Origin of the sequence: Achromobacter sp. UBA2119 (assembly GCF_002331005.1) — a bacterium.
Lineage (GTDB): Bacteria > Pseudomonadota > Gammaproteobacteria > Burkholderiales > Burkholderiaceae_B > Achromobacter > Achromobacter animicus.
Genome location: NZ_DCYD01000002.1, coordinates 86,556 through 112,674, shown reverse-complemented (window position 1 = coordinate 112,674; position 26,119 = coordinate 86,556). Strand labels below are relative to the sequence as shown.

General features: G+C 67.4%; 25 protein-coding genes. 9 read left to right on the top strand and 16 right to left on the bottom strand.

The window, feature by feature from the left end:
* Positions 1-101: 101 nt before the first annotated feature.
* Complete coding sequence (locus B3098_RS00775) at positions 102-1,595, top strand: PLP-dependent aminotransferase family protein (protein ID WP_286890120.1); 1,494 nt, start codon at positions 102-104, stop codon at positions 1,593-1,595.
* A 7-nt stretch (positions 1,596-1,602) separates the two neighbouring features.
* Here the strand turns inward: B3098_RS00775 and B3098_RS00770 are convergent, their stop codons facing one another.
* Positions 1,603-1,899, bottom strand: a complete 297-nt coding sequence (locus B3098_RS00770) for a hypothetical protein (RefSeq protein WP_191576901.1) — start codon at positions 1,897-1,899, stop codon at positions 1,603-1,605.
* On the bottom strand, positions 1,899-2,531 hold the full coding sequence (locus B3098_RS00765; protein WP_056569853.1) for a LysE family translocator: 633 nt from the start codon (positions 2,529-2,531) through the stop codon (positions 1,899-1,901). Before B3098_RS00765 ends, B3098_RS00770 begins: the two co-directional genes overlap by 1 nt.
* A 153-nt stretch (positions 2,532-2,684) precedes the next feature.
* Here B3098_RS00765 and B3098_RS00760 point away from each other — a divergent pair, with 153 nt between their 5' ends.
* A complete protein-coding gene (locus tag B3098_RS00760) occupies positions 2,685-3,506 on the top strand; it encodes a DUF72 domain-containing protein (protein ID WP_286890117.1) in 822 nt (273 codons plus the stop codon).
* 57 nt (positions 3,507-3,563) lie between these two features.
* Here B3098_RS00760 and gorA read toward each other — a convergent pair whose 3' ends face one another.
* Positions 3,564-4,922, bottom strand: coding sequence for a glutathione-disulfide reductase (gene gorA, locus B3098_RS00755; protein ID WP_286890116.1), 1,359 nt, complete (start codon positions 4,920-4,922; stop codon positions 3,564-3,566).
* A 126-nt stretch (positions 4,923-5,048) separates the two neighbouring features.
* On the opposite strand from gorA, the gene B3098_RS00750 reads away from it, so the two are divergent.
* Positions 5,049-5,672, top strand: coding sequence for a LysE family translocator (locus B3098_RS00750; RefSeq protein WP_175124089.1), 624 nt, complete (start codon positions 5,049-5,051; stop codon positions 5,670-5,672).
* A 73-nt stretch (positions 5,673-5,745) separates the two neighbouring features.
* Here B3098_RS00750 and B3098_RS00745 read toward each other — a convergent pair whose 3' ends face one another.
* Both B3098_RS00745 and nirK read right to left on the bottom strand, forming a co-directional pair.
* Positions 5,746-6,072 (bottom strand): c-type cytochrome, encoded by a 327-nt coding sequence (locus tag B3098_RS00745; protein WP_349677707.1) that lies wholly within the window; start codon positions 6,070-6,072, stop codon positions 5,746-5,748.
* Between the two features lie 71 nt (positions 6,073-6,143).
* Positions 6,144-7,226: a copper-containing nitrite reductase gene (nirK, locus tag B3098_RS00740; protein ID WP_175124087.1), complete on the bottom strand. Its 1,083-nt coding sequence runs from the start codon at positions 7,224-7,226 to the stop codon at positions 6,144-6,146.
* 191 nt (positions 7,227-7,417) lie between these two features.
* Here nirK and B3098_RS00735 point away from each other — a divergent pair, with 191 nt between their 5' ends.
* Positions 7,418-8,167 (top strand): Crp/Fnr family transcriptional regulator, encoded by a 750-nt coding sequence (locus tag B3098_RS00735; RefSeq protein ID WP_175138490.1) that lies wholly within the window; start codon positions 7,418-7,420, stop codon positions 8,165-8,167.
* Here B3098_RS00735 and B3098_RS00730 read toward each other — a convergent pair.
* From B3098_RS00730 to B3098_RS00720, 3 genes are all read right to left on the bottom strand, one after another.
* Positions 8,164-9,003, bottom strand: coding sequence for an SUMF1/EgtB/PvdO family nonheme iron enzyme (locus tag B3098_RS00730; protein ID WP_286890113.1), 840 nt, complete (start codon positions 9,001-9,003; stop codon positions 8,164-8,166). The two genes, B3098_RS00735 and B3098_RS00730, sit on opposite strands and share 4 nt — an antisense overlap.
* A 111-nt stretch (positions 9,004-9,114) precedes the next feature.
* A complete protein-coding gene (locus tag B3098_RS00725) occupies positions 9,115-11,400 on the bottom strand; it encodes a nitric-oxide reductase large subunit (protein WP_286890373.1) in 2,286 nt (761 codons plus the stop codon).
* A gap of 203 nt (positions 11,401-11,603) precedes the next feature.
* Entirely contained in the window at positions 11,604-12,314 is a 711-nt protein-coding gene (locus B3098_RS00720) for a Crp/Fnr family transcriptional regulator (protein ID WP_175124084.1), read from the bottom strand.
* Positions 12,315-12,474: 160 nt separating this feature from the next.
* On the opposite strand from B3098_RS00720, the gene B3098_RS00715 reads away from it, so the two are divergent.
* Positions 12,475-14,139 (top strand): acyl-CoA synthetase, encoded by a 1,665-nt coding sequence (locus B3098_RS00715; protein WP_286890110.1) that lies wholly within the window; start codon positions 12,475-12,477, stop codon positions 14,137-14,139.
* 26 nt (positions 14,140-14,165) lie between these two features.
* Positions 14,166-15,935: an acyl-CoA dehydrogenase gene (locus B3098_RS00710; RefSeq protein ID WP_286890108.1), complete on the top strand. Its 1,770-nt coding sequence runs from the start codon at positions 14,166-14,168 to the stop codon at positions 15,933-15,935.
* A gap of 19 nt (positions 15,936-15,954) precedes the next feature.
* Here B3098_RS00710 and B3098_RS00705 read toward each other — a convergent pair whose 3' ends face one another.
* Positions 15,955-17,190: an MFS transporter gene (locus B3098_RS00705; RefSeq protein ID WP_286890106.1), complete on the bottom strand. Its 1,236-nt coding sequence runs from the start codon at positions 17,188-17,190 to the stop codon at positions 15,955-15,957.
* 92 nt (positions 17,191-17,282) lie between these two features.
* Here B3098_RS00705 and B3098_RS00700 point away from each other — a divergent pair, with 92 nt between their 5' ends.
* A complete protein-coding gene (locus B3098_RS00700; RefSeq protein WP_286890104.1) occupies positions 17,283-17,735 on the top strand; it encodes a winged helix-turn-helix transcriptional regulator in 453 nt (150 codons plus the stop codon).
* Between the two features lie 2 nt (positions 17,736-17,737).
* Here B3098_RS00700 and B3098_RS00695 read toward each other — a convergent pair whose 3' ends face one another.
* From B3098_RS00695 to B3098_RS00680, 4 genes are all read right to left on the bottom strand, one after another.
* Positions 17,738-18,688, bottom strand: a complete 951-nt coding sequence (locus B3098_RS00695; RefSeq protein ID WP_286890102.1) for a pyridoxamine 5'-phosphate oxidase family protein — start codon at positions 18,686-18,688, stop codon at positions 17,738-17,740.
* Positions 18,689-18,717: 29 nt separating this feature from the next.
* A complete protein-coding gene (locus B3098_RS00690) occupies positions 18,718-19,371 on the bottom strand; it encodes a glutathione S-transferase family protein (RefSeq protein ID WP_286890100.1) in 654 nt (217 codons plus the stop codon).
* A gap of 105 nt (positions 19,372-19,476) precedes the next feature.
* Entirely contained in the window at positions 19,477-20,382 is a 906-nt protein-coding gene (locus B3098_RS00685) for a LysR family transcriptional regulator (protein ID WP_286890098.1), read from the bottom strand.
* The gene (locus B3098_RS00680) at positions 20,379-21,296 is read right to left on the bottom strand and encodes a LysR substrate-binding domain-containing protein (RefSeq protein WP_286890096.1); all 918 of its coding nucleotides are present in this window, start codon (positions 21,294-21,296) and stop codon (positions 20,379-20,381) included. The genes B3098_RS00685 and B3098_RS00680 overlap by 4 nt, the downstream gene beginning before the upstream one ends.
* A 104-nt stretch (positions 21,297-21,400) precedes the next feature.
* Between B3098_RS00680 and B3098_RS00675 the strand changes: the two genes are divergently transcribed.
* On the top strand, positions 21,401-22,744 hold the full coding sequence (locus tag B3098_RS00675) for an MFS transporter (protein WP_286890094.1): 1,344 nt from the start codon (positions 21,401-21,403) through the stop codon (positions 22,742-22,744).
* Here B3098_RS00675 and B3098_RS00670 read toward each other — a convergent pair.
* Positions 22,701-23,585 carry a LysR substrate-binding domain-containing protein gene (locus B3098_RS00670; RefSeq protein WP_286890093.1) on the bottom strand — a complete coding sequence of 295 codons (885 nt, stop codon included), beginning with the start codon at positions 23,583-23,585 and terminating at the stop codon, positions 22,701-22,703. The genes B3098_RS00675 and B3098_RS00670 overlap by 44 nt on opposite strands.
* Positions 23,586-23,701: 116 nt before the next feature.
* On the opposite strand from B3098_RS00670, the gene B3098_RS00665 reads away from it, so the two are divergent.
* Positions 23,702-24,376 carry a flavodoxin family protein gene (locus tag B3098_RS00665; RefSeq protein ID WP_286890091.1) on the top strand — a complete coding sequence of 225 codons (675 nt, stop codon included), beginning with the start codon at positions 23,702-23,704 and terminating at the stop codon, positions 24,374-24,376.
* Here the strand turns inward: B3098_RS00665 and B3098_RS00660 are convergent.
* Positions 24,316-25,137, bottom strand: coding sequence for a helix-turn-helix transcriptional regulator (locus tag B3098_RS00660; protein WP_286890089.1), 822 nt, complete (start codon positions 25,135-25,137; stop codon positions 24,316-24,318). The two genes, B3098_RS00665 and B3098_RS00660, sit on opposite strands and share 61 nt — an antisense overlap.
* A gap of 20 nt (positions 25,138-25,157) precedes the next feature.
* On the bottom strand, positions 25,158-26,117 hold the full coding sequence (locus B3098_RS00655; RefSeq protein WP_286890086.1) for a proline dehydrogenase family protein: 960 nt from the start codon (positions 26,115-26,117) through the stop codon (positions 25,158-25,160).
* Positions 26,118-26,119: the final 2 nt, after the last annotated feature.

Below are 26,119 nucleotides of genomic sequence, written 5' to 3'. Positions count from 1 at the left end.
AGGGCGCGCCGCCGACGGTGGCGGGCGCAACACCCAGGGCCTCACGATATCGGAACCGTGGCATCATAAAAAGTGCCACGAAACTGGAATTTAATAGGGCCATGATCGAAACTTCATTGGGCGACACCGCCATTGCCCCGCTGCTGTCCAGTCCGCTAGCACGCGGCCCGGGTTCGCTGCCGCGCCAGCGCCAGCTTATCCAGCGCCTCAAGCAGGCCATCCTTGCCGGCCAGCTTCCCGCGGGCGGCAAGCTGCCGTCGTCGCGCGCGTTGTCCGAAGAATTGGATATCTCGCGCAATACGGTGCTGATCGCCTACGAGCAATTGACGGCCGAGGGCTACGTGATTGCCGACCGCCAGGGCACCCGCGTGGCGCCGCTGTCCGCCGCCGCCCGCAGCGCCGCGCGCGAGGCGGCCCCTCTCCCTGCGCAGCCGCCAGCCACGGCGCAGCGCCTCTCCCGCATCGTCTCCACGCGCTATACCCACGACGGTACGCTGCCGATGACGCCCGGCACGCCCGCGCTGACGCAATTCCCCGTGAACGCGTGGCGCCGCGCGCAGGACCGCGCCCTGCAGGCGGCGCCGGCCGCCGCGCTCGGCTACGGCCATCCGGCGGGCGAGCCCGCGCTGCGCGAAGCCATTGCCCAATACCTGCGCGTGTCGCGCGGCGTGCATTGCGACGCCTCGCGCATCGTCATCACCGAAGGCGCACAGGGCGGGCTGGCGCTGTGCGTGCAACTGCTGACCAACCCTGGCGATACCGCCTGGCTGGAAGATCCCGGCTACCGCGGCGCCAAGTCCGCCTTCCATGCCGGCGACCTGAACGTGGTGGCCATGCGCGTCGACGCCGACGGCATCGTCATTCCGGAAAGCGCCTGGACCCGCCAGCCGCCCAGGTTGATCCAGACGACGCCGTCGCACCAGTACCCGACCGGTGCGGTCCTGTCGCTGACCCGCCGGCTCGATCTGCTGGAACGCGCGCGACGCGCCGGCGCGTGGATCATCGAAGACGACTACGACAGCGAATTCCGCCACCAGGGCGAACCGATCGCCGCCATGCAGGGGCTGCTGCCGGATGCGCCGGTGCTGTATGTCGGCACGTTCAGCAAGACGATGTTCCCGGCCCTGCGCCTGGGCTTTCTGGTGTTGCCCGAAGCCCTGGCGCGCGAGGCCATGCCGTCCATCATCGAAATGCAGCGCGGCGGCCACCGGCTGGAACAGCTGGCCATGGCCGCCTTTATCGAAAACGGCCAGTTCTCGCGCCATCTGGGCCGCATGCGGCGCCTGTACCGCGAACGCCAGGCGGCGCTGCGCGAGGCGCTGGCCTTGCATCTGGGAATCGAGCACGAGGTCCTGGGCGGGCACTGCGGCCTGCACCTGACCGTGCGGCTGCCGCCGGCTTATGCCGACACGGCGATCGTGGCCGAGGCGCGCAAGCTGGGCATGAATCCGGGTGCGCTGTCGTCGTTTGCGCTGACGCCGCGCATTGAAGACAACGGCCTGGTGATCGGCTACGGCAACACGGGTGCGGAGCGGTTTCCGGCGCTGGTGCGCCGGCTGCGGGACGTGGCGCTGGCCATAGCGAAAGCGGCTTAGGACTGGATTAGTCCACCAGCCCGCCCAGCACCAGCAACGTCATGAACAGCCAGAACAGGAAGCCCAGGATGGACCGCCGCAGCAGCGCCTTGATCGCGCCCCACAGAAACATCAGACCCAGCGCCAGCAACACCAGATTGAAGATCGACGGGCTCATGCCCATCGCGCCGGCCAGCCCGCCATAGAAATCGGCCAGCGCGCCGCCCAGCCCGCCGAGCAGCCATTTGATCCCTGCAACGATGGCGCGCAGGCCCTCGCCAAGCATGCCGCCCAGCGTCGCGAAAAATCCGTCGTCGGCCGGCATCAGCGGCGCGTATCCACAAGCATGCGCACGGCCAGGCCGGCCAGCACGGTGCCCATCAGCCATCGCTGCACGACCATCCACAACGGACGGCCCGCCAGGAAACCGGCAATGGAGCCGGCCATGATGGCGATCAGGGCGTTCACCGACAGGCTGATGACGACTTGCGTCATGCCCAGCGCCAGCGACTGGGTGAAGACACTGCCGTGGTCGGGCTGGATGAATTGCGGCAGCAGCGATACGTACATGACGGCGATCTTGGGATTGAGCAGATTGGTCAAGAGACCCATCGTGAACAATTGCCGCGGGCTGCTCTTGGGCAGGTCATGCACCTGGAACGGCGAGCGGCCGCCCGGACGGATCGCCTGCCACGCCATGTACAGCAGATAGAGCGCGCCGCCGATGCGCAGCGCGTCGTAGGCATAGGGCACAGCCATCAGCAAGGCAGTAATGCCGAACGCCGCACAGGCCACGTAGAAGATGAACCCCACCGCCACCCCGCCCAGCGAAATCAGGCCGGCCTGCGGCCCTTGCGAGATGGAGCGCGACACCAGGTAGATCATGTTGGGCCCGGGCGTGAGCACCATGCCCAGCGCTACCAGGGCGAAAGTCAGCAGATGTGTCAGGTCAGGCATGGAGTGCCGGCGCGCGCCGGTCAGAAGTCGGGTCGTGACTGCACACCTTAGCCGAAAACTGTATCGGAACAGCGGAATTTTCGGGCGGGGTTGGCGGCTCGTCGCGCCGGCGATACAGTGGACCGCTCGACCCCTTCCTGCGGAGCGCAGCCCATGCCGAAACGTCATCCGTCCCCGGCAGACAGCCCCGCCGCGATCCGAGTCGGCATTGGCGGCTGGACCTTCGAACCGTGGCGCGGCGTCTTCTATCCCGACGACCTGCCCCATGCGCGCGAGCTGGAATACGCCAGCCGGCAGGTCACGGCCATCGAGATCAACGGCACCTACTACGGCACCCAGAAGCCCGCCACCTTCGCCAAGTGGCGCAATGAAACGCCCGACGACTTCGTCTTTTCGCTGAAGGCATCGCGGTATTCGACCAACCGGCGCGAACTGGCGGGCGCCAAGGACTCGATTGCCAAGTTCGTGAACAGCGGCATCGCCGAACTGGGACCGAAGCTGGGGCCCATCGTGTGGCAGTTCGCGCCGACCAAACAGTTCGACCCGCAGGATTTTGGCGCTTTCCTGGAATTGCTGCCGGACAAGGTGGACGGTTTGCCGCTGCGGCACGCGCTGGACGTGCGCCATCCCAGCTTTGCCTGCGAGGAATATGTGGCCCTTGCACGCCGCCATCGCGCGGCGACCGTGTACACCGACAGCGAAGAGTTTCCCGCCATCGCCGACCGGACGGCGGACTTTGTCTACGCGCGGCTGATGCGCGCCAGCACGGCCTACAAGGCCGGTTACGCGCCCAAGGCGCTGGACGCCTGGGCGGAGCGATTCCGCATCTGGTCACGCGGCGCGGACCCGGAGGACCTGCCGCTTATCGGCAAAGCGACCTCCGGGAAAAAATCGCAGGACGTCTTCGCGTACTTCATCAATGGCGCAAAAGAACGCGCGCCGGCAGCGGCGCGCGCGATGATTCAACGCCTGTAGCGCCGGCGCACGCCGCTCGCGCCATCCGGCGGTTGCGGCCCCGCCGGTTCACAGGCTTTATTCCGCGACGGGCGTGCGCATCGTCACGAACTCTTCGGCTGCCGTGGGATGGATGCCGATGGTGTCGTCGAACACCGCCTTGGTCGCCCCCGCCTTCAGCGCCACGGCCAGTCCCTGCACGATCTCGCCGGCCTCCGGACCCACCATGTGCACGCCCAGCACGCGATCGGTCTGCGCGTCGACGATCACCTTCATCAGCGTGCGTTCCTGCGATTCGGTCAGCGTCAGCTTCATGGGGCGGAAGCGGCTTTCGAACAGCCGGACCTCGTAGCCGGCTTCGCGCGCCTCTTCGGTGGTCAGGCCCACCGTCCCGATGTTGGGCAGGCTGAATACCGCAGTGGGGATCAGCTTGTAGTCGACCTTGCGGTATTCGTGCGGGCGGAACAGGCGCCGCGCCACCGCCATGCCTTCGGCCAGCGCCACGGGCGTCAGCGGCACGCGGCCGATCACGTCGCCGATAGCCAGGATGGACGGCTCCGCGGTGCGGTATTCGTCATCGACCTCGATGAAGCCATCTTCGCGCAGCTTCACGCCGGTGTTTTCCAGCCCCAGGTTGTCCAGCATCGGACGGCGGCCCGTAGCGTAGAACACGCAATCGGTCTCGATGACGGAACCATCCTTGCAGGTGGCTGCCAGCGATCCGTCGGCGCGCTTGTCGATGCGCGCGACCTCGGTGTTCATGCGCAGGTCGATGCCCTTCTTGACCAGTTCGTCGCGCAGGTGCTCGCGCACGCCCAGGTCAAAGCCGCGCAGGAAGAGCGGGCCGCGATACGACTGGACGGTCTGCGCGCCCATGCCGTTGAAGATGGACGCGAACTCCACGGCGATGTAGCCGCCGCCCACGACCAGCACGCGGCGCGGCAGGTCCTTCAGGAAGAAGGCCTCGTTGGAGGTGATGGCGAGTTCCTTGCCGGGAATGTCGGGCACCTGCGGCCAGCCGCCCGTTGCCACCAGAATGTGTTCGGCGCTATAGGTCTTGCCGTTGATTTCGACCTTGTGCGGATCGACGATGCGCGCGTGGCCTTCCAGCAGCGTCACGCCGCTGTTGACCAGCAGGTTGCGGTAGATGCCGTTCAGGCGCTCGATCTCGCGGTTCTTGTTGGCGATCAGCGTGGCCCAGTCGAATTTGGGCGCGTCCGCGCTCCAGCCAAAACCGTGCGCCTGCTCGAAGTCTTCGCTGTAGTGCGCGCCGTAGACCAGCAGTTTCTTGGGCACGCAGCCCACGTTCACACACGTGCCTCCCAGGTAGCGGCTTTCCGCCACCGCCACGCGCGCACCGAAACTGGCGGAAAAGCGGGCCGCGCGTACGCCGCCCGAGCCCGCGCCGATCACAAACAGGTCAAAGTCAAATGCCATGGGGTTTCCTTCGCGCGGCCAGGGGGCCGGCGTTCACTGTCCGGGAAAGCTGTATTTAACACCACGGTTGGAATACATTGGCCGCAGCCGGCCCCGCGCGCCGGCCCTTCCTACGGAGTTCCTTCCATGTCGCTCGAAACCTGGCTGGCCTTCCTGGGCGCTTCCGCCCTGCTCGTCATGCTGCCCGGCCCTACCATTCTTACCGTCATCAGCTATTCGCTTACGCACGGCAAGCGCGCCCGCCTGCCGCTGGTGCTGGCCGTGGCGCTGGGCGATTCCACCGCCCTGGTGCTGTCGCTGCTGGGCCTGGGCGCGCTGCTTGCCGCATCCGCGTTCTGGTTCACCGTGGTCAAGACCATTGGCGGCCTGTACCTGCTGTATCTCGGCTACCGGCTGCTGCGCGCCGGCGTGTCTCCCGCCACACTGCCCGTTGCGACGGCGGCGGGTTCGCGTTGGAAGCTGTTTGCCAACACTTACCTGGTGACCGCGCTGAATCCGAAGGGCATGATCTTCTTCGTGGCCTTCCTGCCGCAGTTCATCGATCCGGCACGAGACGTGACGCAGCAGCTGTGGGTGTTGTCGGCGACGTTTGTCGCCTGCGCCGGCATCAATGCCGCGGCCTATGCGATCTTTGCCGGCTCGGCCCGGCGCATGCTGGCGTCGCCGCGCGCGCAGCGCGGCTTCAACCTGGGTGGCGGCGCGCTGCTGTCGGCCGCCGGCGTGTGGGCCTTGCTGGCCCGCCGCGCTTAGCGTGGCGAAAAGCACGGCGAAACGCGCGGCCGGCATCCCGCGCGTTTCAATCCGCGCCGCGTCAGGTTGCGCGTTACTTTGCCGCGGCCATCATGTATTCCACCGCGGCACGCAGCGTGGCGTCGTCGGCGGCCGAGCCGCCGCGCGGCGGCATGGCGCCCTTGCCTTTGAGCACGGTAAGCATCAGCGCGTCCGTGCCCTGCGCCAGGAAAGGCGTCCAGGCCTGCTTGTCGCCCAGCTTGGGGGCATTGGCCACGCCGCTGGCATGGCAGACGACACAGGCGGACTTGTAGAGTTCTTCGCCAGCGGGATTGACGGCGGCAACGGTGTCAGCCGCGGCATGCTGGACGGGCAGGCCCGTCAGCGCAAGGGCAAAAAAGAGTCGAGCAAATTTGGGCATGGCGGAGATTCCAGGCTTTAGAAGGGGAACAACCCGGCAAGACGCGCCGCGCGCACCTTGCCGGCCGGCCATTACTGCGGGATGGGACCCGGCGCCTTGATCTGCTTCATCAGGTCGTCGTTCCACTTGCCCTCGACCTTGATGTGCCCGGCCGCGCCCAGTTCAAAGGCTTCGATCAGGTTGTGGTTCAGGTAGGCGTACACGCCAGGCTGCTTGAACGTGTACAGCGCCGCCCCGGCGGAACCGCCGCGAATGAACCAGGTTTCCAGGTCCTTTTCGGGCGGGTTGTTGAATTTGCCGGTTTCCCAGACCCAGTCGCCGTGGCCGCCGATCAGGTGCGGGCGCGTGTCGCGGTTGGCTTGCGAATGGATCAGCAGCACGGTTTCGCCGACCTTGGCGGTGAGGGCGTTGTCGCCCGTCAGTGCGCCGACCTTGCCGTTAAAGACGATGTGCGACGGGGTCAGCTTGCGCATGACTTCCACCGTGTCGCCGTAGCTTTCGGCGAGGGTCGCGTAGTCCTTGTACTTGCCGTTGGCGTCCTTGGGGATGTAGAGGTCAAACTCGCCGATCGTGTAGACGCGGTCGTACTTCAGCGACTTGCCCTGCGGATCCTTCAGGCCATCGCGCGGCAGCACCATGATCGTGCCGCTCATGCCGGCCACGACGTGCCACGGCACCATGCCTTCAGGGGCACAGTGATAGACGAAGGTGCCGGCGCGGTCGGCCTTGAAGCGCAGCGTGGCCTGTTCGCCGGGGTTCACGTTGGTGAGCTTGGCGCCGCCCAGCGCGCCCGTCGCGGCGTGGAAGTCGACGTTGTGCGGCATGGCGTTGGTCTTGGGATTGACCAGGGTCAGCTCCACGTAGTCGCCCTCGTGCACGACCATCGTGGGGCCGGGCATGGATCCGTTGAAAGTCATGGCCTGCAGCGTGGTGCCCTTACCGTCGATGACCATCTTCTTTTCTTCGATGGTCATGGTGAATTCGACAACCTTGGGTCCCGACTTGGCCACCTGCTCATGCGGATGGACCATCGGCGGGGCAACCAGCGTGACCTTGGCGCGCGGCAGCGTGTCCGCATTCTGGGCGGAAGCCAGACCGCCTGCCATCGAGAACATCAGGGCGGCGGCAAGCAAGGTGGGGCGCAACGCGTTCATGTGCTACTCCTCTTTCGGTTTCTTCAAAGCCGAGTCTGTCGGCACCTCCATTGAAGAACCGCGAGCGATCGCGTTCTTTGCTGTAGCGCAAATTCGGGATAACCCTGCGAGCGCCCACACGTTGTCAGGGTGACCCCCAGCTGTCACCATCGACGCGTGGAAAATTTCACCACGCCCATAAGCGGACCGCCATGCCATCGCCCTTATGCCATGCCTTGCTGCGCAACCTGGACCTGTTCAGGCCGTTGTCCGATACGCAGCTTGATGCCGCACTGAAAGACGCCGTTCCATGCCGTCTTGAAGCCGGCGAAGCCGCCTACCGCCAGGGTGCGGAAGGCGCCCATTTCTTCGTGCTGCTGCACGGCTGCCTCAAGGTCACACAAATTACATCGGAAGGCGACCAAGTTGTCGTGAGATATGTCAATCCGGGCGATATGTTTGGCCTGGCTTGCGCCATGCGGCAGTCCTGTTATCCAGCCAGCGTGCTGGCCGTGCAGGAAAGCGTCTGCCTGGCGTGGCCGGCAGAAGCCTGGGAAAGCTTCATGGCCAGCCACCCGCAATTGGGTGCGATCGCGCTGCAGACCATGGGGCAACGCCTGCAGGACGCGCACATCCGCATCCAGGAATTGTCCACCGACGAAGTCGAGCAACGCGTCGCGCGCGCCATCCTGCGACTGGTCCAGCAATCCGGGCAGCCCACGCACGACGGTATCGGCATCAGCTTTCCCATCACGCGCCAGGACGTGGCCGAGATGACCGGCACCACGCTGCATACGGTCAGCCGCCTGCTCAGCGACTGGAAGCAGCGCGGCATCGTCAGCAGCGGCCGCAAGCGCATCGTGCTGCGGTCGCCCGCGGCGCTGACCCGGCTGTCCGAAAACGCGCAGCCCGCCATGGACTGCGCGTCGTGCCTGTCGTGCCGCAGCGGCTCGCCGGCCTAGCCCTCTTCGAGCACCAGCCGCACCCCCAGGTTCGCGGGCGGCACGCCGACTGAACAGGCGCCGCTCTTGGGGTCGCGGATGAAATCCGGCAGATACGCGATGTGCCGCCCCGCCGCGACGCGGATGCCGCAGTTTCGGCTCAGGTCGGCGTCTTCCGGCGACTCCGCTCCCGTTCCCGCGTCCAGCAAGCGGCGTGAGTGACAGTCCGAAGTCCAATCCCACACGCTGCCCGCCATGTCCTTGACGCCCGCCGCGTTGGCGCCGTAATGGCCGAACGGCCGCACCGCGGTTTCGGCGCCCTGCCCGCTGCGGCGGCTTTCCTGTTCGTATTCGGCCAGCCAGCGCTGTGCGGGGTCGTTGGGATCCTGGTTGTTGTCCTGCAAGGCCGCGGGCGGTGCTTCTTCGCGATAGGCCTCGCCCGCCGCATAGATCCATTCCGCGTAGCGCGGCAAGCGATAGCGCTGACCCGTCGACCCGGACAACCACGCCGCGTAGGCCGAGGCGTCCGACCAGCTGATGCCCGTGGCGGGCAGATCCGGAGAATTGTCCTTGCGGTGTTCCGCGTCCAGCGGTTTGCAAGCGCCGGCGGCCACGCACGCCGAGTATTCCGCCTGGCTGACCTGACGCGTCATGATGGCGACACCGCGTGAATGCCGCGTGGTGACCGGCGCGGGCGTGACGGGATAACCGTTACGCAGGGCATCACCGGGTGGCTGATGGGTGACCTCGCCGGGCGGCAGCCGCGTCAGTTCCGGCAATGCAAAGCGGGCCCGGTCTGCGGGCCCGCAAGCGGTCAACAACAATGAAAGGGCGGCGGCGATCGGCAGGAAGCGCATGCGGAGTTTCTCCGAAGCGCCCGCGCCGAACCGGCGCAGGCTTGGCTTCCATTGGACCGGGAGGCCGCCTTCGCAACGTTGCGCTGGCGCAAAGTCGCGAAGGTGCCGGGATCAGCCGCGCGCGGCCTTGGGCGTGAGCCGCGGCTCGACCAGCGCAGGCTTGCTGCTGAGCAGGCCCAGGATCACCTGCATCACCATCGCCAGCGCGCCCAGCAGGAACACCACGTCGCCGAACGTACGGCCCCAGCGCAGGGTCTTGAGCAGATCCTGCTGCATGAAGGCTTCGCTGCGGGCGTACCACATGCCTTCGCTGACGCTGGCATGGAACTGGATCAGGCCCACCGGCAACAGGCTGGTGAAGATCATCAGTACAAGACCGATGTTCATGCCCCAGAACGCCAGCTTCATGAGGCCCGGGTTCAACGCATACTGCGGACGGATGTAGCGCAGCACCAGCAGCGTGAAGCCCAGCGCCAGGAAGCCGTACACCCCGAACAGCGCGGCGTGCGCGTGCACCGGCGTGGTGTTCAGGCCCTGGATGTAATACAACGAGATCGGCGGGTTGATCATGAAGCCGAACACACCGGCGCCCAGCATGTTCCAGAAGGCCACGGCCACGAAGCACATCAGCGGCCACTTCAGGTTGTCCATCCACGCGGCGCGGGTCTTCAGGCGCCAGTTTTCCCAGGCTTCGTAGCCCAGCACGATCAGCGGCACGACTTCCAACGCCGAGAAGCTGGCGCCGACGGCCATCACGGGCGTGGTCGTGCCCGCGAAGTACAGGTGGTGGAACGTGCCGGGAATGCCGCCCAACATGAAGAGCGAGGCCGAGGCCAGGCTGGCGGTCGTTGCCATGCGGCGCGACACCAGACCCAGGGTGGAAAAGATGAAGGCCAGCGCCGTGGTGGCGAACACTTCAAAGAAGCCTTCGACCCACAGGTGGACGATCCACCAGCGCCAGTACTCCATGATGGTCAGGTGGGTGCGTTCGCCGTAGAAGAAGCCGGCGCCGTAGAAGAGACCAATGGCGCCGACGGAGGCCGTCAGCAGCGCCAGCAGGTTCTTGTCGCCGCCCGGCGTGCGCAGCGCGGGCACAATGCCGCGCAGCATCAGCACCAGCCAGAAGCAGATGCCGGCAAACTTGCCGATCTGCCACAGACGGCCCAGGTCGACGTATTCATAGCCTTGGTGACCCAGCCAGAAATTCAGCTCGGGCGGCATGATCTGCGCAATGGCCAGATAGTTGCCGGCAAACGAGCCGACCACGACCAGCACCAGCGCCCAGAACAGGATGTCGACGCCGACCTTCTGGAACTTGGGATCGCGTCCGCCGTTGATCAGCGGGGCCAGGAACAGGCCGGCGGCCAGGAAGCCGGTTGCGATCCAGAACAGGGCGCTCTGGATGTGCCAGGTGCGCACCAGCGAATACGGGAACCACTGCGAGACGCCGATGCCATAGAACTTCTGCCCTTCAACGGTGTAGTGCGCGGTGAAACCGCCCAGCAGCACCTGAAAGCCGAACAGCGCCACGACCAGGAACAAATACTTGCCCAGGGCGCGCTGCGAGGGCGTCAGGGCAAAGGCGGTGAGCGGATCGCGCGCGGGCGCTTGCGGCTCTTCTTCTTCCTGGCCACGCATGAAGGCCCAGGCCCAGACCAGGAAGCCGATGCCCGCCAGCAGCACAACCACGCTGATGATCGACCACATGACGTTTTCAGCGCTGGGCTGGTTGCCGATCAGCGGTTCGTGCGGCCAGTTGTTGGTATAGGTGACCGACATGCCTTCGCGTTCGGTGGCTGCCGCCCAGGCCGTCCAGAAGAAGAAATGCGTCAGCTGCGTGCGGCGCTTGGCGTCGGGCAGCGTGTTTTCCTTCATGGCGAAGCTCTCGCGGCTGCCTTGCAGGGCGGGCGCATCGGAGAACAGCTGCTCGTAGTAAGCGGCCGTCTGTTCGATGGCCTTCGCGCGGCGCGGCGTGATGGTCAGCGTGTCGGTGGCTGCGTCGCTGCGATTGGCGCGGTACTCGGCCTTGAGCGCTTCGCGCAGCGCGGCCTGCTGCGGCGCGGGCAGTTGGGCGTAGGCCTGGCCGTGCTCGTCACGCGCGGCCAGGTCCAGCCAGGCGGTCAGTTCGCGATGCAGCCAGTCGGCCGTCCAGTCAGGCGCCTGGTACGCGCCGTGGCCCCAGATCGAGCCAAGCTGCATGCCGCCGACGGATTGCCAGGCGGTCTGCCCGTCCAGGATGTCTTCGCGGCCGAACAGCGCGCGGCCATCGGACGTCACCACCTGCCCGGGAATGGGCGGCGCCTGGCGGTAGACCTCGCCGCCGTAGAAGCCGAGCAGCGCAAATGTGATCGCCACCACGGCGATCAACGTGAACCATAATTTCCGATACGGACCCATGATGGGAACGCCCTCCTGTGTTGCGGTTGGTTGGGTACGTGTCCTCATGCGAAATCCATGCCAGAAAAAAACCACGCCGAATCAACAGCTTGGATTCGGCGTGGTGTTTTTTACTGTTGGCTAGGTGGGTACAAATAACCGCCACAGGGTGAATATGACCCTGCAAACCCGGTGCTGCGGCCAGCACGATGGCAAGCGGGCCTTCAGAGCTGATCCAGCCCGTACTGCCGCAACCGGCCCAGATCCAGCACCTTGATCTGGTTGTACGCCAGCGCCAACATTCCCTGGTCGGCCAGCGTCTGCAACGCCTGGTTGACCCGCTGGCGCGACAGGCCGGTCAGATATCCCAATTCTTCCTGCGATATGGCCAAGGTCAGGTCGGTGGACGGATACAGCTGCGGATTGAAGAGCTGCGCCAGCGATTGCGCCACGCGCGCGTCGGCATCGAGCAAACGGTGGTTCTGGATGGACGCGATGAACTCGCCCATGCGGTCATTCAACTGGCCGATGACAAAGTGCGAAAACGGCAGGCTCGCCGACAGCAGCGCATGGAAGGTTGCGGCGGGCACCAGCATCACCAGCGACGGCTGGATGGCGACCACGTCGTACTTGCGCAGCTCGCGTTTGATGACGCTGCCCTCTCCGAACCAGCCGCCCGGCGGCACGCCCGAGAACGTGCAACTGCGGCCGGACTCGTTGTAGATCGCCAGCTTGAGCAGCCCGCGGCTCACCCCCAGCCAGTAGTCTGACGGCGCATTACGCCGCGCAATCCACGCCCCGCTGCCGACGAGTTCCGCGCGCGAGGTCGCCAGCACCAGGTCCTGGTGCCGTGCCTCCAGCGCACCGAACCACGGACAGGCCCGGAACAGCGCCGGCAGTTCGTCGGGGGAAACTGTGTTTGAAACATCGGACATGGGAAGAACCGTGTAAAACTTGGGGATTGCGCCGCCGGCCGGGGGTCTGTCATGCAGGCGACAGACGCCATTTTCCGGCCGGCCATAAGCTAGGGCAAGCGACGGGGATCAAACCCCGCAGACCTGGATAAGGGGCCACCCTGCCCCATTGGAGACAAGCATGACCGGCATGTTCGATCACGGCCTCGCGCGCCGCGAAGCCAATCACGAAGCCCTGACCCCGGTGGATTTCATCGCCCGCGCGGCGCAGGTCTATGGCCAGAAGCTGGCCGTCGTCCACGGCAAGATCCGCCGCACCTGGGCGCAAACGTATGAGCGCGCCCAGCGCCTGGCCGGCGCGCTGGCGCAGGCCGGCATCCAGCGCGGCGACACGGTTGCCGTCATGCTGCCCAACATCCCCGCCATGGTGGAAGCGCACTTCGGCGTGCCCATGCTGGGCGCCGTGCTGAACACGTTGAACACGCGGCTGGACGCGCCCAGCGTGTTGTTCATGCTGGGCCACGGCGAGGCCCGCGCGCTCATCATCGACACCGAATACGCCGATGTCGCGCAGCGCGCCCGCGCCGAATTCCCGCACCTGAAAATCATCTCGGTGCACGACCTGGAAGGCGCCGCCGCCACGTTGCCGGGCGCCGCCGACTACGAGGATTTCCTGGCTGCCGCGCCCGCCACCTACGACTGGAAGCCGCCCGCCGACGAATGGGACGCCATCGCGCTGAACTACACGTCCGGCACCACGGGCGACCCGAAGGGCGTGGTCTATCACTACCGCGGCGCCTACCTGAACGCGGTCAGCAACATCCTCGAATGGGACATGCCCAAGCATCCCGTCTACCTGTGGACGCTGCCGCTCTTTCATTGCAACGGCTGGTGCTTCGCCTGGACCATCGCGGCGCGTGCGGGCGTGAACGTGTGCCTGCGCAAGTTCGATCCGAAGACGGTGTTCGACCTGATCCGCGATGAAGGCGTCACCCATTACTGCGGCGCGCCCATCGTGCAGAGCGCGCTGGCCAACGCGCCGGCCGAGTTGCGCGCGGGCATCACGCATACCGTGCGCACCATGGTGGCGGGCGCCGCGCCCGCGCCAGCCGTCATCGACAAGATGCGGGAGATCGGCTTTGACCTGACGCACGTGTATGGCCTTACCGAAGTGTATGGACCGGCCGCCGTCTGCGCGCACCAGGACGCCTGGGACGCGCTGGACCCCGAGCGCCGCGCCCTGCTGACCGCGCGCCAGGGCGTGCGCTATCACCTGCAGGCCGGCGTGTCGGTGCGCAACCCGGAAACGATGGCCGAAGTGCCGCGCGATGAGGAAACCATCGGCGAGGTCATGTTCCGCGGCAACATCTGCATGAAGGGTTACCTGAAGAACGCGCGCGCGACCGAGGACGCCTTTGCCGGGGGCTGGTTCCACACCGGCGACCTGGGCGTGATGACGGCCGACGGCTATGTCCGCATCAAGGACCGCAGCAAGGACATCATCATCTCGGGCGGCGAGAACATCTCCAGCATCGAAGTCGAGGACGCGCTGTACCGGCATCCCGCCGTGGCGGCGGTAGCCGTGGTGGCCATGCCCGATCCCAAATGGGGCGAAACGCCCTGCGCCTTCGTCGAGCTCAAGCCCGGCTGCACCGCCACCGCCGAGGAAATCATCGCGCACTGCAAGCTGCTGTTGTCCGGCTTCAAGGTGCCGCGCGCGGTACGCTTCGGAGACCTGCCCAAGACCTCCACCGGCAAGATTCAGAAATTCGAGCTGCGCGCCGCGGTCGGCGCCACGTCCGCGATCGACGTGGCCGACCCCGGCAAGCCGGCCCGATCCGCTTAACCCATAAAACCAGGAGCGCCTACGCCATGACGTACCAAGCCCCCGTGAAAGACATGCTGTTCGTGTTGAACCATCTGGCCGGTCTGCCGCAGGTGGCCGCCCTGCCCGGTTTCGAGGAGGCCACGCCCGACACCGCGCAAGCCGTGCTGGAAGAATCCGCCCACTTCGCCGCCGAAGTCCTGGCGCCGCTGAACCACCCGGCGGACAAGGCGCCCAGCACCTGGCAGGACGGCGCGGTGACCACCGCCCCCGGCTTCAAACAGGCCTTCCGCCAATATGCAGACGCCGGTTGGCAGGGCCTGTCCCACCCTGCCGAATACGGCGGCCAGGGGCTGCCCGGGCTGATCGGCTCGCCGTGCTCTGAAATGCTGAACGCCGCGAACCTGTCGTTCGCGCTGTGCCCGCTGCTGACCAACGGCGCCATCGAAGCCCTGATGACGGCTGGCTCGCCCGAGCTGCGCGAGCGCTTCATCGGCCCCATGATCTCCGGCCGATGGACCGGCACCATGAACCTGACCGAGCCGCAGGCCGGCTCGGACCTTGCCATGGTCCGCACGCGCGCCCAACCGGTGGGCGACGGCACCTACCGCCTGTCCGGCACCAAGATCTTCATCACCTATGGCGAGCACGACCTTGCCGAGAACATCCTGCATCTGGTGCTGGCCCGCCTGCCTGATGCGCCCGAGGGCGTGAAGGGCATTTCGCTCTTTTTGGTGCCCAAGTTTCTGGTCAATGACGACGGCTCGCTGGGCGCGCGCAACGATGTGACCTGCGTGTCCATCGAGCACAAGCTGGGCATCAAGGCCAGCCCCACCTGCACGCTGCAGTTCGGCGACGCCGGCGGCGCGCTGGGTTACCTGGTCGGCCAGGAAAACCGTGGCCTGGACGCCATGTTCATCATGATGAACGCCGCCCGCTACGCGGTGGGCGTGCAGGGCATCGCCATCGCCGACCGCGCGTATCAGCACGCGCTGGCCTACGCCGCCGAGCGGGTGCAGAGCCGCCCGGTGGACGGCTCGTCGCGCGACGCCGTGCCCATCATTCAGCACCCGGACGTGCGCCGCATGCTGGGCACCATGCGCGCCCTGACCGAAGCGGGACGCGCGCTGGCTTATGTGACTGAAGGTCATGCCGACCTGGCCCATGCCAGCCCCGACGCCGACACGCGCAAGCGCCACCTGGCGATTCAGGAATACCTGGTGCCGATCGTCAAGGGCTGGTGCACCGAGATGTCGATCGATGTCGCGAGCCTGGGCGTGCAGGTCCATGGCGGCATGGGCTTCATCGAAGAGACCGGCGCCGCGCAGTTCTACCGCGACGCGCGCATCCTGACCATCTACGAAGGCACGACCGCCATCCAGGCCAACGACCTCGTTGGCCGCAAGACGCTGCGCGACGGCGGCACCGTGGCGCGCGCGCTGCTGGACGCGGTGCGCCAGACCGAAGCCGACCTTCAGGCCCGCACCGAGCCGGCCGCCGGCCGCATGCTCAAGCCGCTGCGCGAGGCCCGCGAAGCGCTGGCCAGCGCGGTCGAGTTCATTCTTGCCAACGCGGCCGGCAATCCCAATGCGGTCTTTGGCGCCGCGGTGCCTTACCTGCTGCTGGCGGGCACGACGTTCGCCGGCTGGCAGATGGCCCGCGCCCTGCTTGCCAGCCTGGACCTGCAGGCTGAAGACCCGGACTTCCACAACGCCAAGATCGCCACCGCGCAAGCCTTTGCGCTGCATAAGCTGACGCAGGCGCCGGGCCTGGCGGCGGTCGTGCTGGGCACGGCCGAGTACGACGTGCAGCCTTAGCGCGAAGGCCCGGCCTGCTTCAGCGGGTCGGGCATTTAGCGTTTGACCGTAGCCGCGGCACCGTCGCCGCCCAGAACCCCAACGCCGCCACGCTGATGCCCGCGCCCAGCACACACACGCCCAGCCAGCCCGCGCGGGCGTACACGGCGGTCGCGGCAATCGACCCCAGGCCGCTGCCCACCGCGTAGAACATCATGTAGCCGGCCACCAGCCGGCTGTGCGCCTGCGCGCTGATGCTGAAGATCATCGCCTGATTGGTCACGTGCAGCGCCTGCAGCGCCAGGTCCAGCGCCAGCACGCCCAGCGCCAGCAGCCACAGGCTGTGGTCCAGCAAGGCGATCGGCGCCCACGCCATGCACAGCAGCGCCAGGCCGATCGCGGTGGTGCGCTGGCCATGCCCGGCGTCGGCCTGACGGCCGGCGCGCGCCGCCATCAGCACGCCCACCACCCCGACCAGTCCGAACGCCCCCACCGCCGTGTGCGACAGCGAATGCGGCGGCGCGCTCAGCGGCAGCACCAGCGCGGTCCAGAACGCGCTGAACGCGGCGAACATCAACAGCGCGATCATGCCGCGCACGCGCAGCACGCGTTCCGTGACCAGCAGCGTGAAGACGGAACGCAGCAGCGCGCCGTAGCCCAGCCCGGCCACCGGCAGCTGCCGCCGCGGCAGCCAGCGGACCAGCACCAGCGCCAGCACCGCCGACAGAATGGCCGACGCCACATACACCGCGCGCCAGCCCCACAAGTCCGCCAGCGCGCCGGCCAAGGTGCGCGCCAGCAACAGGCCGATCACGACCCCGCCCTGCGCCGCGCCTACGACGCGTCCGCGCTCAGCCGGCGCCGCCAGCGCCGCGGACAGCGCAAGCAGGCCCTGCGTCATCGCCGTGCCCAGCAATCCCAACGCCACCATTCCAGCCAGCAGCCACGGCGCGTTCACAGACGCCGCCACCGCGGCCAAGGCCAGCACCAGAAGTCCCAACTGCCCCAGCATCAGCCGCCGCCGATCCAGCAGGTCGCCCAGCGGCACCACGAAGAACAGCGCCAGCGCGCAGCCCAGTTGGGTGGCGGTGATAACGATGCCCACGGCCGCCTGGTCCAGGCGGAATTCGCGGCCGATGGCGTCGAGCAACGGCTGCGCGTAATACACGTTGGCGACGCTGAGCGCGCACGCCGCTGCCAGCAGGAAAACCAGCGCGGGCGGCATCGAGGGGGTCGCATCGCCTTCGGGCGGGTCGGATCGGGCGGTCGGGTTCATGATTAATCTGGTTTTATTACAAAACCAGAATGCTAGACCTCCAGGTTTTATAATGCAACTAACTTCGTTCTGAAAAACCGCAAGGAGCCCGCATGGTCAAACGCACCAGCCTTGAAGGCGCCGCCTGCCCGGTCGCGCGCTCGCTCGACGCCATCGGCGACTGGTGGTCGCTGCTTATCGTGAGGGATGCCTTTGACGGCCTGCGCCGGTTTGGCGAGTTTCAGAAAAGCCTGGGCATGGCCAAGAACATCCTGAGCGACCGGCTGCGCACGCTGGTCGCGCACGGCATTCTTGCCGTCGCGCCGGCGTCCGACGGCAGCGCCTACCAGGAATACGTGCTCACGGATAAAGGCAAGGCGCTGTTTCCGGTGATCGTCGGACTGCGCCAGTGGGGCGAGGACCACTACTACGGCCCCGATGAGGCGCATTCCAGCCTGATCGACCGCCAGCGCGGGCAGCCGGTGCAACGGATGGAGATCCGCGCGCAGGACGGCCGCCTGCTGCACCCCGACGACACTGTCGTGCGCAAGGTGGCGGACGCCTGAGACTAGGCGGCTGCCGGCCACCGCCCGGTCGCCAGTGCAGTGGGCGACCACGCATCGAAGCGCCAGCGCAGGGCCAGCGCACCCGGCCGGCGGACCACGCGGCGCACGTGCACGCGCCACAAACGTTCGGCGCCCTCGAACACGGCGATTTCGGGGCTGTCCAGAATCACCTCGGCGCGCCCCGTCAGTTGCAGCAGGTCGCCGCGTTCAAAGTCGATGAACAGCAGACCGGCAACGGGATTCGCGGCCAGGTTGCCCAGGGTGTTGAAAAAGCGGTTGCCGGAAAAGTCCGGAATGGTCAGCACGTCGCCGTCCACCCGCACGAAGCCGGGCTTGCCGCCCCGGTGCGACACATCGACGGCGTGCCCGGCATAACTGGCGACAAAGAAGGTGTCGGACGCCGAGATCAGCGCGCGCGCCGCGTCATCCAGTCCAGCGCGCTCCGGCAATGCGGCGGCAAAGCGCATCGACGGCGAGCGCGAGAAGAAGAAGTCGCGCGACTGGATGTACTGCGGACAATTGCCGAATGATTGCGCCACCGCCGCGTCGAAGCGCTTGCCATCCCAGGCGGCGATGCGGCCGTTCATGCGGTTGCGCCGGCGCGTGTGCAGCTCGATGCCCAGCAAGCCGACGGGCTGGCCCAATCCCAACCCGGCGCGCAGCGGATCGTCCTCGTCAGGCATGGCCGCGATGCGCAGCGTATGCGGGTCCGGCGACACGGCAAAGCCCGGCTGCCCTTCCAGAATGCCGGTCCACGGGTCGCCCTGCGGGTCCACGGCGCCGGCCACCACGAACGGCAACTGCGCGAAGAATTCGCGATGCTGATCCGGCATGTAGTCGCGGATGACCTTGCGGCCCACCATGTCCATGCGCGCGGCCACGCCCGCGTGTTCCTGCAGGTGCAGTTCGCCTGCATGCCAGGGCGACGGTGCGGTGTGTTCGGGCAGATTCATGACGGTGTCCTTGCAGTGTGCGCGGGTCTTCAGGCGGCCAGCAGGCCCACGGGCGACGATTCCATGGGAACGAAGCGCGGCAGGTTTTCGATGCGCGTGAGCCACGCACGGATGCGCGGGTAATCGGCCAGCGACACGTTGCCTTCGGGCGCATGCGCCACATAGGCGTAGCAGGCGACGTCGGCGATGGTCGGCGCGCTGCCGGCCAGGAACTCGCGGTGCGTGAGTTCTCCCTCCATCACCCCAAGCAGCGCATGGGCCCGCGCCAGCGTGGCGTCCACATCCAGCGGCGCGCCGAACAGCGTCACCAGCCGCGCCGACGCGGGCCCGCCGGCCAGCGGCCCCGATGCCACCGACAGCCAGCGCTGCACGGCGGCCGCGCCAACCGGATCGTCCGGCAGCCAGGCGCGGCCGCCGTATTGCTTGGCCAGGTACACCAGGATGGCGGTCGAGTCGGCCACCACGACGCCGTTGTCGTCAATGACGGGCACCTGGCCGAAGGCATTGAGCGCCAGGAAATCAGGCCGCTTTTGTTCGCGCTGTCGCAGGTCGACGTCGATGCGTTCGTGCGCGACATCCAGCAGTGACAGCATCAGCGCGACGCGATGCGCGTGGCCGGACAGCGGGAAACTGTAGAACTTCAGCGGAGCGGCAGCCTGCGCCGGGGCGGGGTTGGTTTGCATCGGGGATCTCCCTGGTGGATTCGAGACTCCATGTTGGGACCCGCGACGCAAATCCGGAACGGCCGGCGCCGGCAAGACACTCTTGCGGTAAATGAAATAAACCCGTCAGGCGGGCAGCGCCGCAAGGTCCGCGCGTAGCGCATCCACGCAGAAATCCACAAAGCTGCGCACCTTGGCCGAGCTTTTGCGCCCTTCCGGATACACCAGATGCACGGGCACGGGCGGCATCTCGAAGCCGCGCAGCACCACCTGCAAGGCGCCGCTGGCCAGGTGCGGCGCCACCTGATAGGACATCACCTGCGTCAGGCCCCAGCCTTCGCGCGCGGCCGCCACCGCCGCCTGGAACGACGTCACGGTCAACTGCGATTGCAGGTTCAGGCGCACGGTCTGGCCGGCCTGCGCAAAACGCCACTGCGGCGCGCGGCCTTCCATGGCAGCCGTGATGGTGCAGAAGCGATGCAGCGACTCGGGGTCGGCCGGCTCGCCATGGTCGCGCAGAAAGCCGGGCGCGGCGCACACCACGCGGCGCACGTGTCCCACGGGCACCGCCGTCAACGAGGAATCGGGCAGCGCGCCGATCCGCACGGCGACATCGATGTCCTCGTCCACCAGATTGACGACGCGATCCACCAGCAGCGCCCGCACCGACACCTGGCGATGCGCGCGCAAGTATCCCAACACTGCCGGCATCACATGCATCTCGCCAAACAGCGCGGGCGCGGTGATCGCCAGCGCGCCGCGCGGGACCGCCATAGCACCGGCGGCGGCGTCGTCGGCGCGTTCGACGTCTTCCAGGATACGGCGGCAATCGGCGGCATAGCGCTGGCCGGCTTCGGTCAGGCGCAGACTGCGCGTGGTGCGCACCAGCAGCAAGGCACCCAGACGACGTTCCAGCGCCGCCACGCTGCGCGTGACGGTGGGCGCGGACATTTCCAGGCGCCGGGCTCCACCGGAAAAACTGCCCGCGTCCGCCACGGCCAGAAATACCGTCATTTCATGGAATTGGTTCACAGCGAGGCCCGCTCCTGAAAACGCGTGGCCGCCAACACGGCGACGCTGTCATTGACGCATTGCACCAGGATTTCGTCCAGCGCGGCGCAGACCGGATCGGGCTGCGCCTGCGCGCGGTACAGCGACAACGCGATGACCGGCAAGTCGGGCAACCCGTGTTCGCCCGGCTTCATCACGCGAACGGTGGACGGCAGGCCAAGGGGCGTGCGCACGGCCACTCCCAGACCCGCGGAGACTGCCGCCCACAGGCCCGAAAGACTCGGGCTGGTGAAGGCAGCCAGCCAGGGGATGCCGGCGCGGTCCAGCGCGTCGGTGGCGCAGCCGCGGAACAGGCAGGGCGACTCGAAGGCCGCCAGCGGCAGCGCGCCGTCCGCATCCGGCACCGGCGCAGGGTGCGCGGGCCCGATCCAGCACATGGGCAGCTCGGCCAGCCGCTGTGCCTGCGGCTGGCGGGCGTCGTGGTCCCAGGCCAGCGCCAAATCAAGCTGGCCCAGCGCGACGCGTTCCAGAAGGTCCGTGTTGCGGGCGACGCGCGCCTCGATCCGGACCTTGGGATGGGCGCGCGCAAAGCGGCCGAGCACGCGCGGCAGCAGCATCTCGGCAAAATCCTCTTGCAGGCCGAGACGCACGCGGCCGTGCAATTGCGTGCCGCGCACGGCGCGCGCGGCCTGATCGTTCAGGTCGAGCAGCCGGCGGGCGTAGGCCAGCATGGTCTCGCCGGCATCGGTCAGCGCCAAGCCCCGCCCGTCCTTGCGCAGCAGCGGCACGCCGGCCTGCTCTTCCAGCTTTTTCAGCTGCGCGCTGACGGCCGACGTCGACCGGCCCAGGCGATCGGCCGCCCGCCCGAAGCTGCCCAGGTCGACGCCCGCGACGAAGCTGCGCAGCACCTCAAGGTCGAACGTGCTCGGTCTCATTCAATAATCCCGATTTTCAAAAGCATTGGTACAAAACTTCCTGATTTTCAGAAATATGCTAGGCGCGCACACTGGCGCCGTCAATGTTTCTGCAGGCGCCTGCCATGTCCGATCGCCCTACCCTCGTCCGCCCACCTCACCGCTGGAAGGTGCTGGGCGTGGGCGTCGCCGCCAACACCGCGTTTTCCGCCGTCGCGGCCGGCCTGCCCACCACCGCTGTCTTCATGCGGGCTGGCTACCGGCTCGACATCGATCAATTGGCGCTGGCGCTGGGCTTGTTGGGGTTGGGCGTGGCACTCTTCGAGCTGCCTTGGGGATTGCTGACCGATCGGTGGGGCGACCGTCCCGTGCTGCTCGGCGGTTTAGGCTCGACCGCGGCGGCGCTGGCCTGGATGAGCGGCTGGGTGGCGCCGGTGGGCGGCTTCGTGCCCAGCCTCTGGCTGCTGGCCGTGGGGCTGGTGCTGGTCGGCATGCTGGGCGGCAGCGTCAATGGCGCCAGCGGCCGCGCCGTGATGGCGTGGTTCGACGACGGCGAGCGCGGACTGGCAATGAGCATCCGCCAGACCGCCGTGCCGCTGGGCGGCGGCCTGGGCGCACTGCTGTTGCCTTGGCTGGCGGCACATGCCGGGTTTGGGATGGTGTTTGGCGTACTGGCTGTGATGTGCGGCACCGCAGCGATGCTTGCGGCGTGCTGGCTGCGGGAGCCGGACGAGCGGAGTGTGGCGGGGGTGACGAATGTGCAGCGTGTATCAGGCGCACCGACAGTTCCATCTGCGCCCGCCCCGGCTCGCCCAGCCGGCAACAGCCCCATGACCGACACCCGCGTTTGGCGCGCGGCGTTCGCCATCGGCATCATGTGCGGCCCGCAATTCGCGGTTTTGACCTTTGCCACCGTCTTTCTGCACGATGCCCTGCATGCGGGTATCGGGGTGCTCACGGCGGTGATGGTGGCCGTTCAACTGGGCGCCATGGCCGCGCGCATCGCGAGCGGAAGGTGGACCGATCGCCGCGGCAACCGCCGCGCGTACTTGCGTGGCTGCGCGCTGCTGAGCTTTGCGTTGTATTCGGTGCTGGCCGGCGCCGCGTGGATGGCGGGCGCCGACCCGACCGGGTGGCATGTATTCGTCTTGGCCATGCTGCTGACCGCCGCCGGCATCTGCGCCTCTGCCTGGCATGGCGTCGCCTACACCGAACTTGCGACGCTGGCAGGCGCCTCGCGCGCCGGCACGGCGCTCGGCATGGCCAACAGCTGCGTCTATCTGGTGCTGTTTGCCACGCCGCTGGCCATCGCGCATATCGTCGCCGCAAGCTCGTGGCCTGTCGCCTGGCTGATTGCGGGCTCCTGCATGCTGGCCGCGCTGCCGCTGCTGCCGCGCGCCGCCGCACGTCCGGCCACGGATGCCGCTACGCGCGGAATTCCTTGCGCAGCCACGACAGGAAAGCCTTGACGGGCGGATGACGTTCGCGTCCCGGCGCGCATAGCGCCGTGTAGGCCGAACCCGCGACGCGTATCTCCGGCCGATAGGGAACCAGCGTCCCCGCGGCCACGCTGTCCGACACCATCACCGAACTGGCCAGCACCAGCCCCTGCCCTGCAATCGCGGCCTGCAATGCGTAGTGTTCCTCGGTATAGGCATGTTCCGCCGCAGGTCGTCGCCAGGCGGGCAAGCCGGCGGCTTCACACCACGCCTGCCAGCCTTCATCATACAGTTCCGAATCGCGCCAGCGCACCGTCACCAGCGCGGGCGCGCGGCGGCCGGCGTGCGCGACCTGCGCCGGCGCCCCGTGCACCCCGAACCACTCGGGCAGCGTGCAGGCTGCGTGCAACCCGGGATAGCGCCGGCGGCTGTAGCGGATGGCGACGTCCACGCTGGCGTCCTGCAGCAGGTCCACGGGGTCGGGCGACGTGTCCAGGCGCAACTGGTACTGCGGATAGGCCTCGTGAAAGCGCCCCAGCCGCGGCACCAGCCACAAAGCGGCAAAGGAATGCGTCGTGGACACGGTCAGCGCGCCAAACTCGGGCGCGGGCCGCAAGGCGTCCAGCGTCTGCGCGACGTCCAGCAGCGCGCCATGTACGCCGGCAAACAGACGCGCCCCCTTGTCGGTCAGCCGCACGCCGCGCGGCACGCGCTCGAACAGCGCGCAGCCCACATGCCGCTCCAGTGCCTTGACCTGATGCGACACCGCGGTGGGCGTGACCGACAACTCGGCCGCGGCCAGCTTGAAACTGCGCAACCGCGCCGCGGCCTCGAACGTACGCAGCGCTGTGACGGGAAGCGTGGCAAACATCGCGGGAATCCTGGGATGAATTGCGTTCATCTTAGTGAAGGAATGATCAGTTGTCGCCTCAAGCCTGCCGGCGCGACCATGCGGCTTCAGATCGTTATCTTTGATAGGAGCCAGACATGAATTCAACTCATCGACCCAAACGCTTGTTGATCTTGGTCGGTAGTCCCCGCCGCGATGGCAATAGCGCCGCGCTGGCCGCATCCGCCCGCCAGGGCGCGGAAACGGCCGGCACGTTGGCGTCGGTGCATTTCCTGGACGACTACATCCAGGGTCTGCTGCCGGACTTGCGCCACACCAAGCCGCCCGCCGACCGTTACGCCGAACTCTTCCTTGAACACTTCCTGCCCGCCGATGGCGTGCTGTTCTGCACGCCCATCTACTGGTATGGCATGTCCGCGCAGACCAAGGCGTTCTTCGACCGGTCATTCAGCCATTACGCGGGATCCGGGCCAGAGCCGGAACGCGTCAAGGCCGGCATGGCCGGCAAGCGGCTGGGACTGGCCGTGGCCTCGGAAGAAACCTATCCCGGCGCGGCGCTAGGCATCGTGCATCAGGTGCAGGAATATGCGCGGTATACGCATTCGGATTTCGTGGGCTACGTGCATGGCGCCGGCAACCGGCGCGGCGAGGTGGCGCTCGATCCGCGGCGGCCGCTTGCCGCGGCGCAGTCGCTGGGCGCGGAATTCTTCACGCGGAAATACTCGGACTACCGGCTTGAGACGCCCCGCAGTCACAACGTGTGGGAACCGCCCGCGCCGGCCTTGAGCAGCACGCCCGGCGGGCTGCCGTAGATTTGCTTGAACACCCGCGTCAGGTGCGCCTGATCAGCAAACCCGACGGCCTGCGCCGCATCGGCCAACGGCAGGCCGCCGCGCAACAGCACCCGTGCGCGCGCCACCCGCCAACTGCGAAGCCACGCCTGGGGCGGCAATCCATAGCGCCGGGCAAACTGCTTGACCAGCGTCGTGCGATGGCGGTTTTGCGCTTGCGCCAAGGCGTCCAGGTCGGGTGCGCAGGCGGGATCCGCCGCCATGCGCTCGCGCAGCAAGGCGCATACATCGGCGAGGCCGGCGGCCGGCGCAGCACCGCCCTCCACCGCCTCTCCATGCGCGGCCAGCGTCCCGAACAGGGCCGCCGAAATGCGTGCGCTGCGCTCAGCCGGCGCGATCTCGCCGGGCGCCAGCGCGTCCAGCCATTGCGCGCAAAGCGCGGCATCCGCGATCACCGGCCCCGCCAGCCGCGCACCATGTGCGTGCAACGTCCGTTCATGGTCCCGGAACCACTCGGGATCGATGTAGACCATCCGATAGGCGAGCGCCCCCGCCGCTGTGCCGCCGGTATGCACCTGCCCGGGCGCGATGACCACCAGCTCGCCGGCGCGGGCGGCATGGGCCACGCCCTGCACGGTGAAATCGCAGCGGCCGTGTTCAATGGCGCCGATGGACCAGGCGTCGTGGAAATGCGGCGCGTAGCGATATGCGCGCAGATCCGCGATCAGTACGTCGCCGGGCAGTCCCGCGCCGCAATGCCAGATATGTTGAGAAACCGCCATGAATTGCCAGCCATTCGCGGCTACCCGAAGTATTGCCCGTCCGCTTTCAGCGAACGGGCCAGGAGCCACGCGTTGCGAGGATTTTCCCCCACGCGGCGGATGGCATACGGCCACCAGTCCGCGCCAAACGGGAGATAGACCCTGACGTTATAGCCCAACCGGCGCAGCGCGATCTGCCAGTCCGGCCGCACGCCGTAAAGCATCTCAAATTCGAAACTGCCGGCAGGCCAGCCGCGCTCCCGCGCCAGGTCGATGATGGCGCCGGCCAGCCGGTCGTCGTGCGTGCCGAAGACCGGGTAAAAGCCGGAGTCCCGCGCCTCGCGCGACAGCATGATGGACGCGGCGTCCAGATAGGCCTGGTCGATGCGCGCGCGCCCGGCGTGGTCAAGCTCACGCTCGGGGAACGCACCCTTTACCAGCCGCAGCGAGGTGCGCTGCCGGATCGCCCAGGCCAGGTCCTCCGGCGTGCGGCGCCGCCGCGCCTGCAGCGTGAGGCCGGCGGGGATGCCCGCTTCCAACAGCGTGCGATGCAGCGTGCAGGTGCGGTCGCGGATGCTGGAATCTTCCATGTCCAGCACCAGCCAGTCGCAGCCTTGGCCGCCAAACCGCTGCACCGCCGTGCCGATGCGCCGCGCGTTTTCCTCGCCCAGCGTGTCATCGCGCATGTAGCCGATGGCAGTCGGATCGACGGAGACGTGCACGTCCAGGCCGGCCTCGGCCAGCGCCCGGCACGCGTCGACGGCCTGATTGACGTTATGGTCGATTGCAGCGCGGTCCGCCACATATTCGCCCAGATAGAAGAGCGAGGCGCGGATGCCGTGCGCCTCGCGCAGCTTCTCGGCGGTCCGCACGGCCTCGTCCACATCGGCGCCGCCGACGAAACGGCGCGCCAGCGACGTCCGGGCGGCCATCGCCCGCATCATGTGGCCGACCGCCGGGCTGCGGGCCAGCGCAATCGTGGTCTTCTGGAAAATGCTCATTG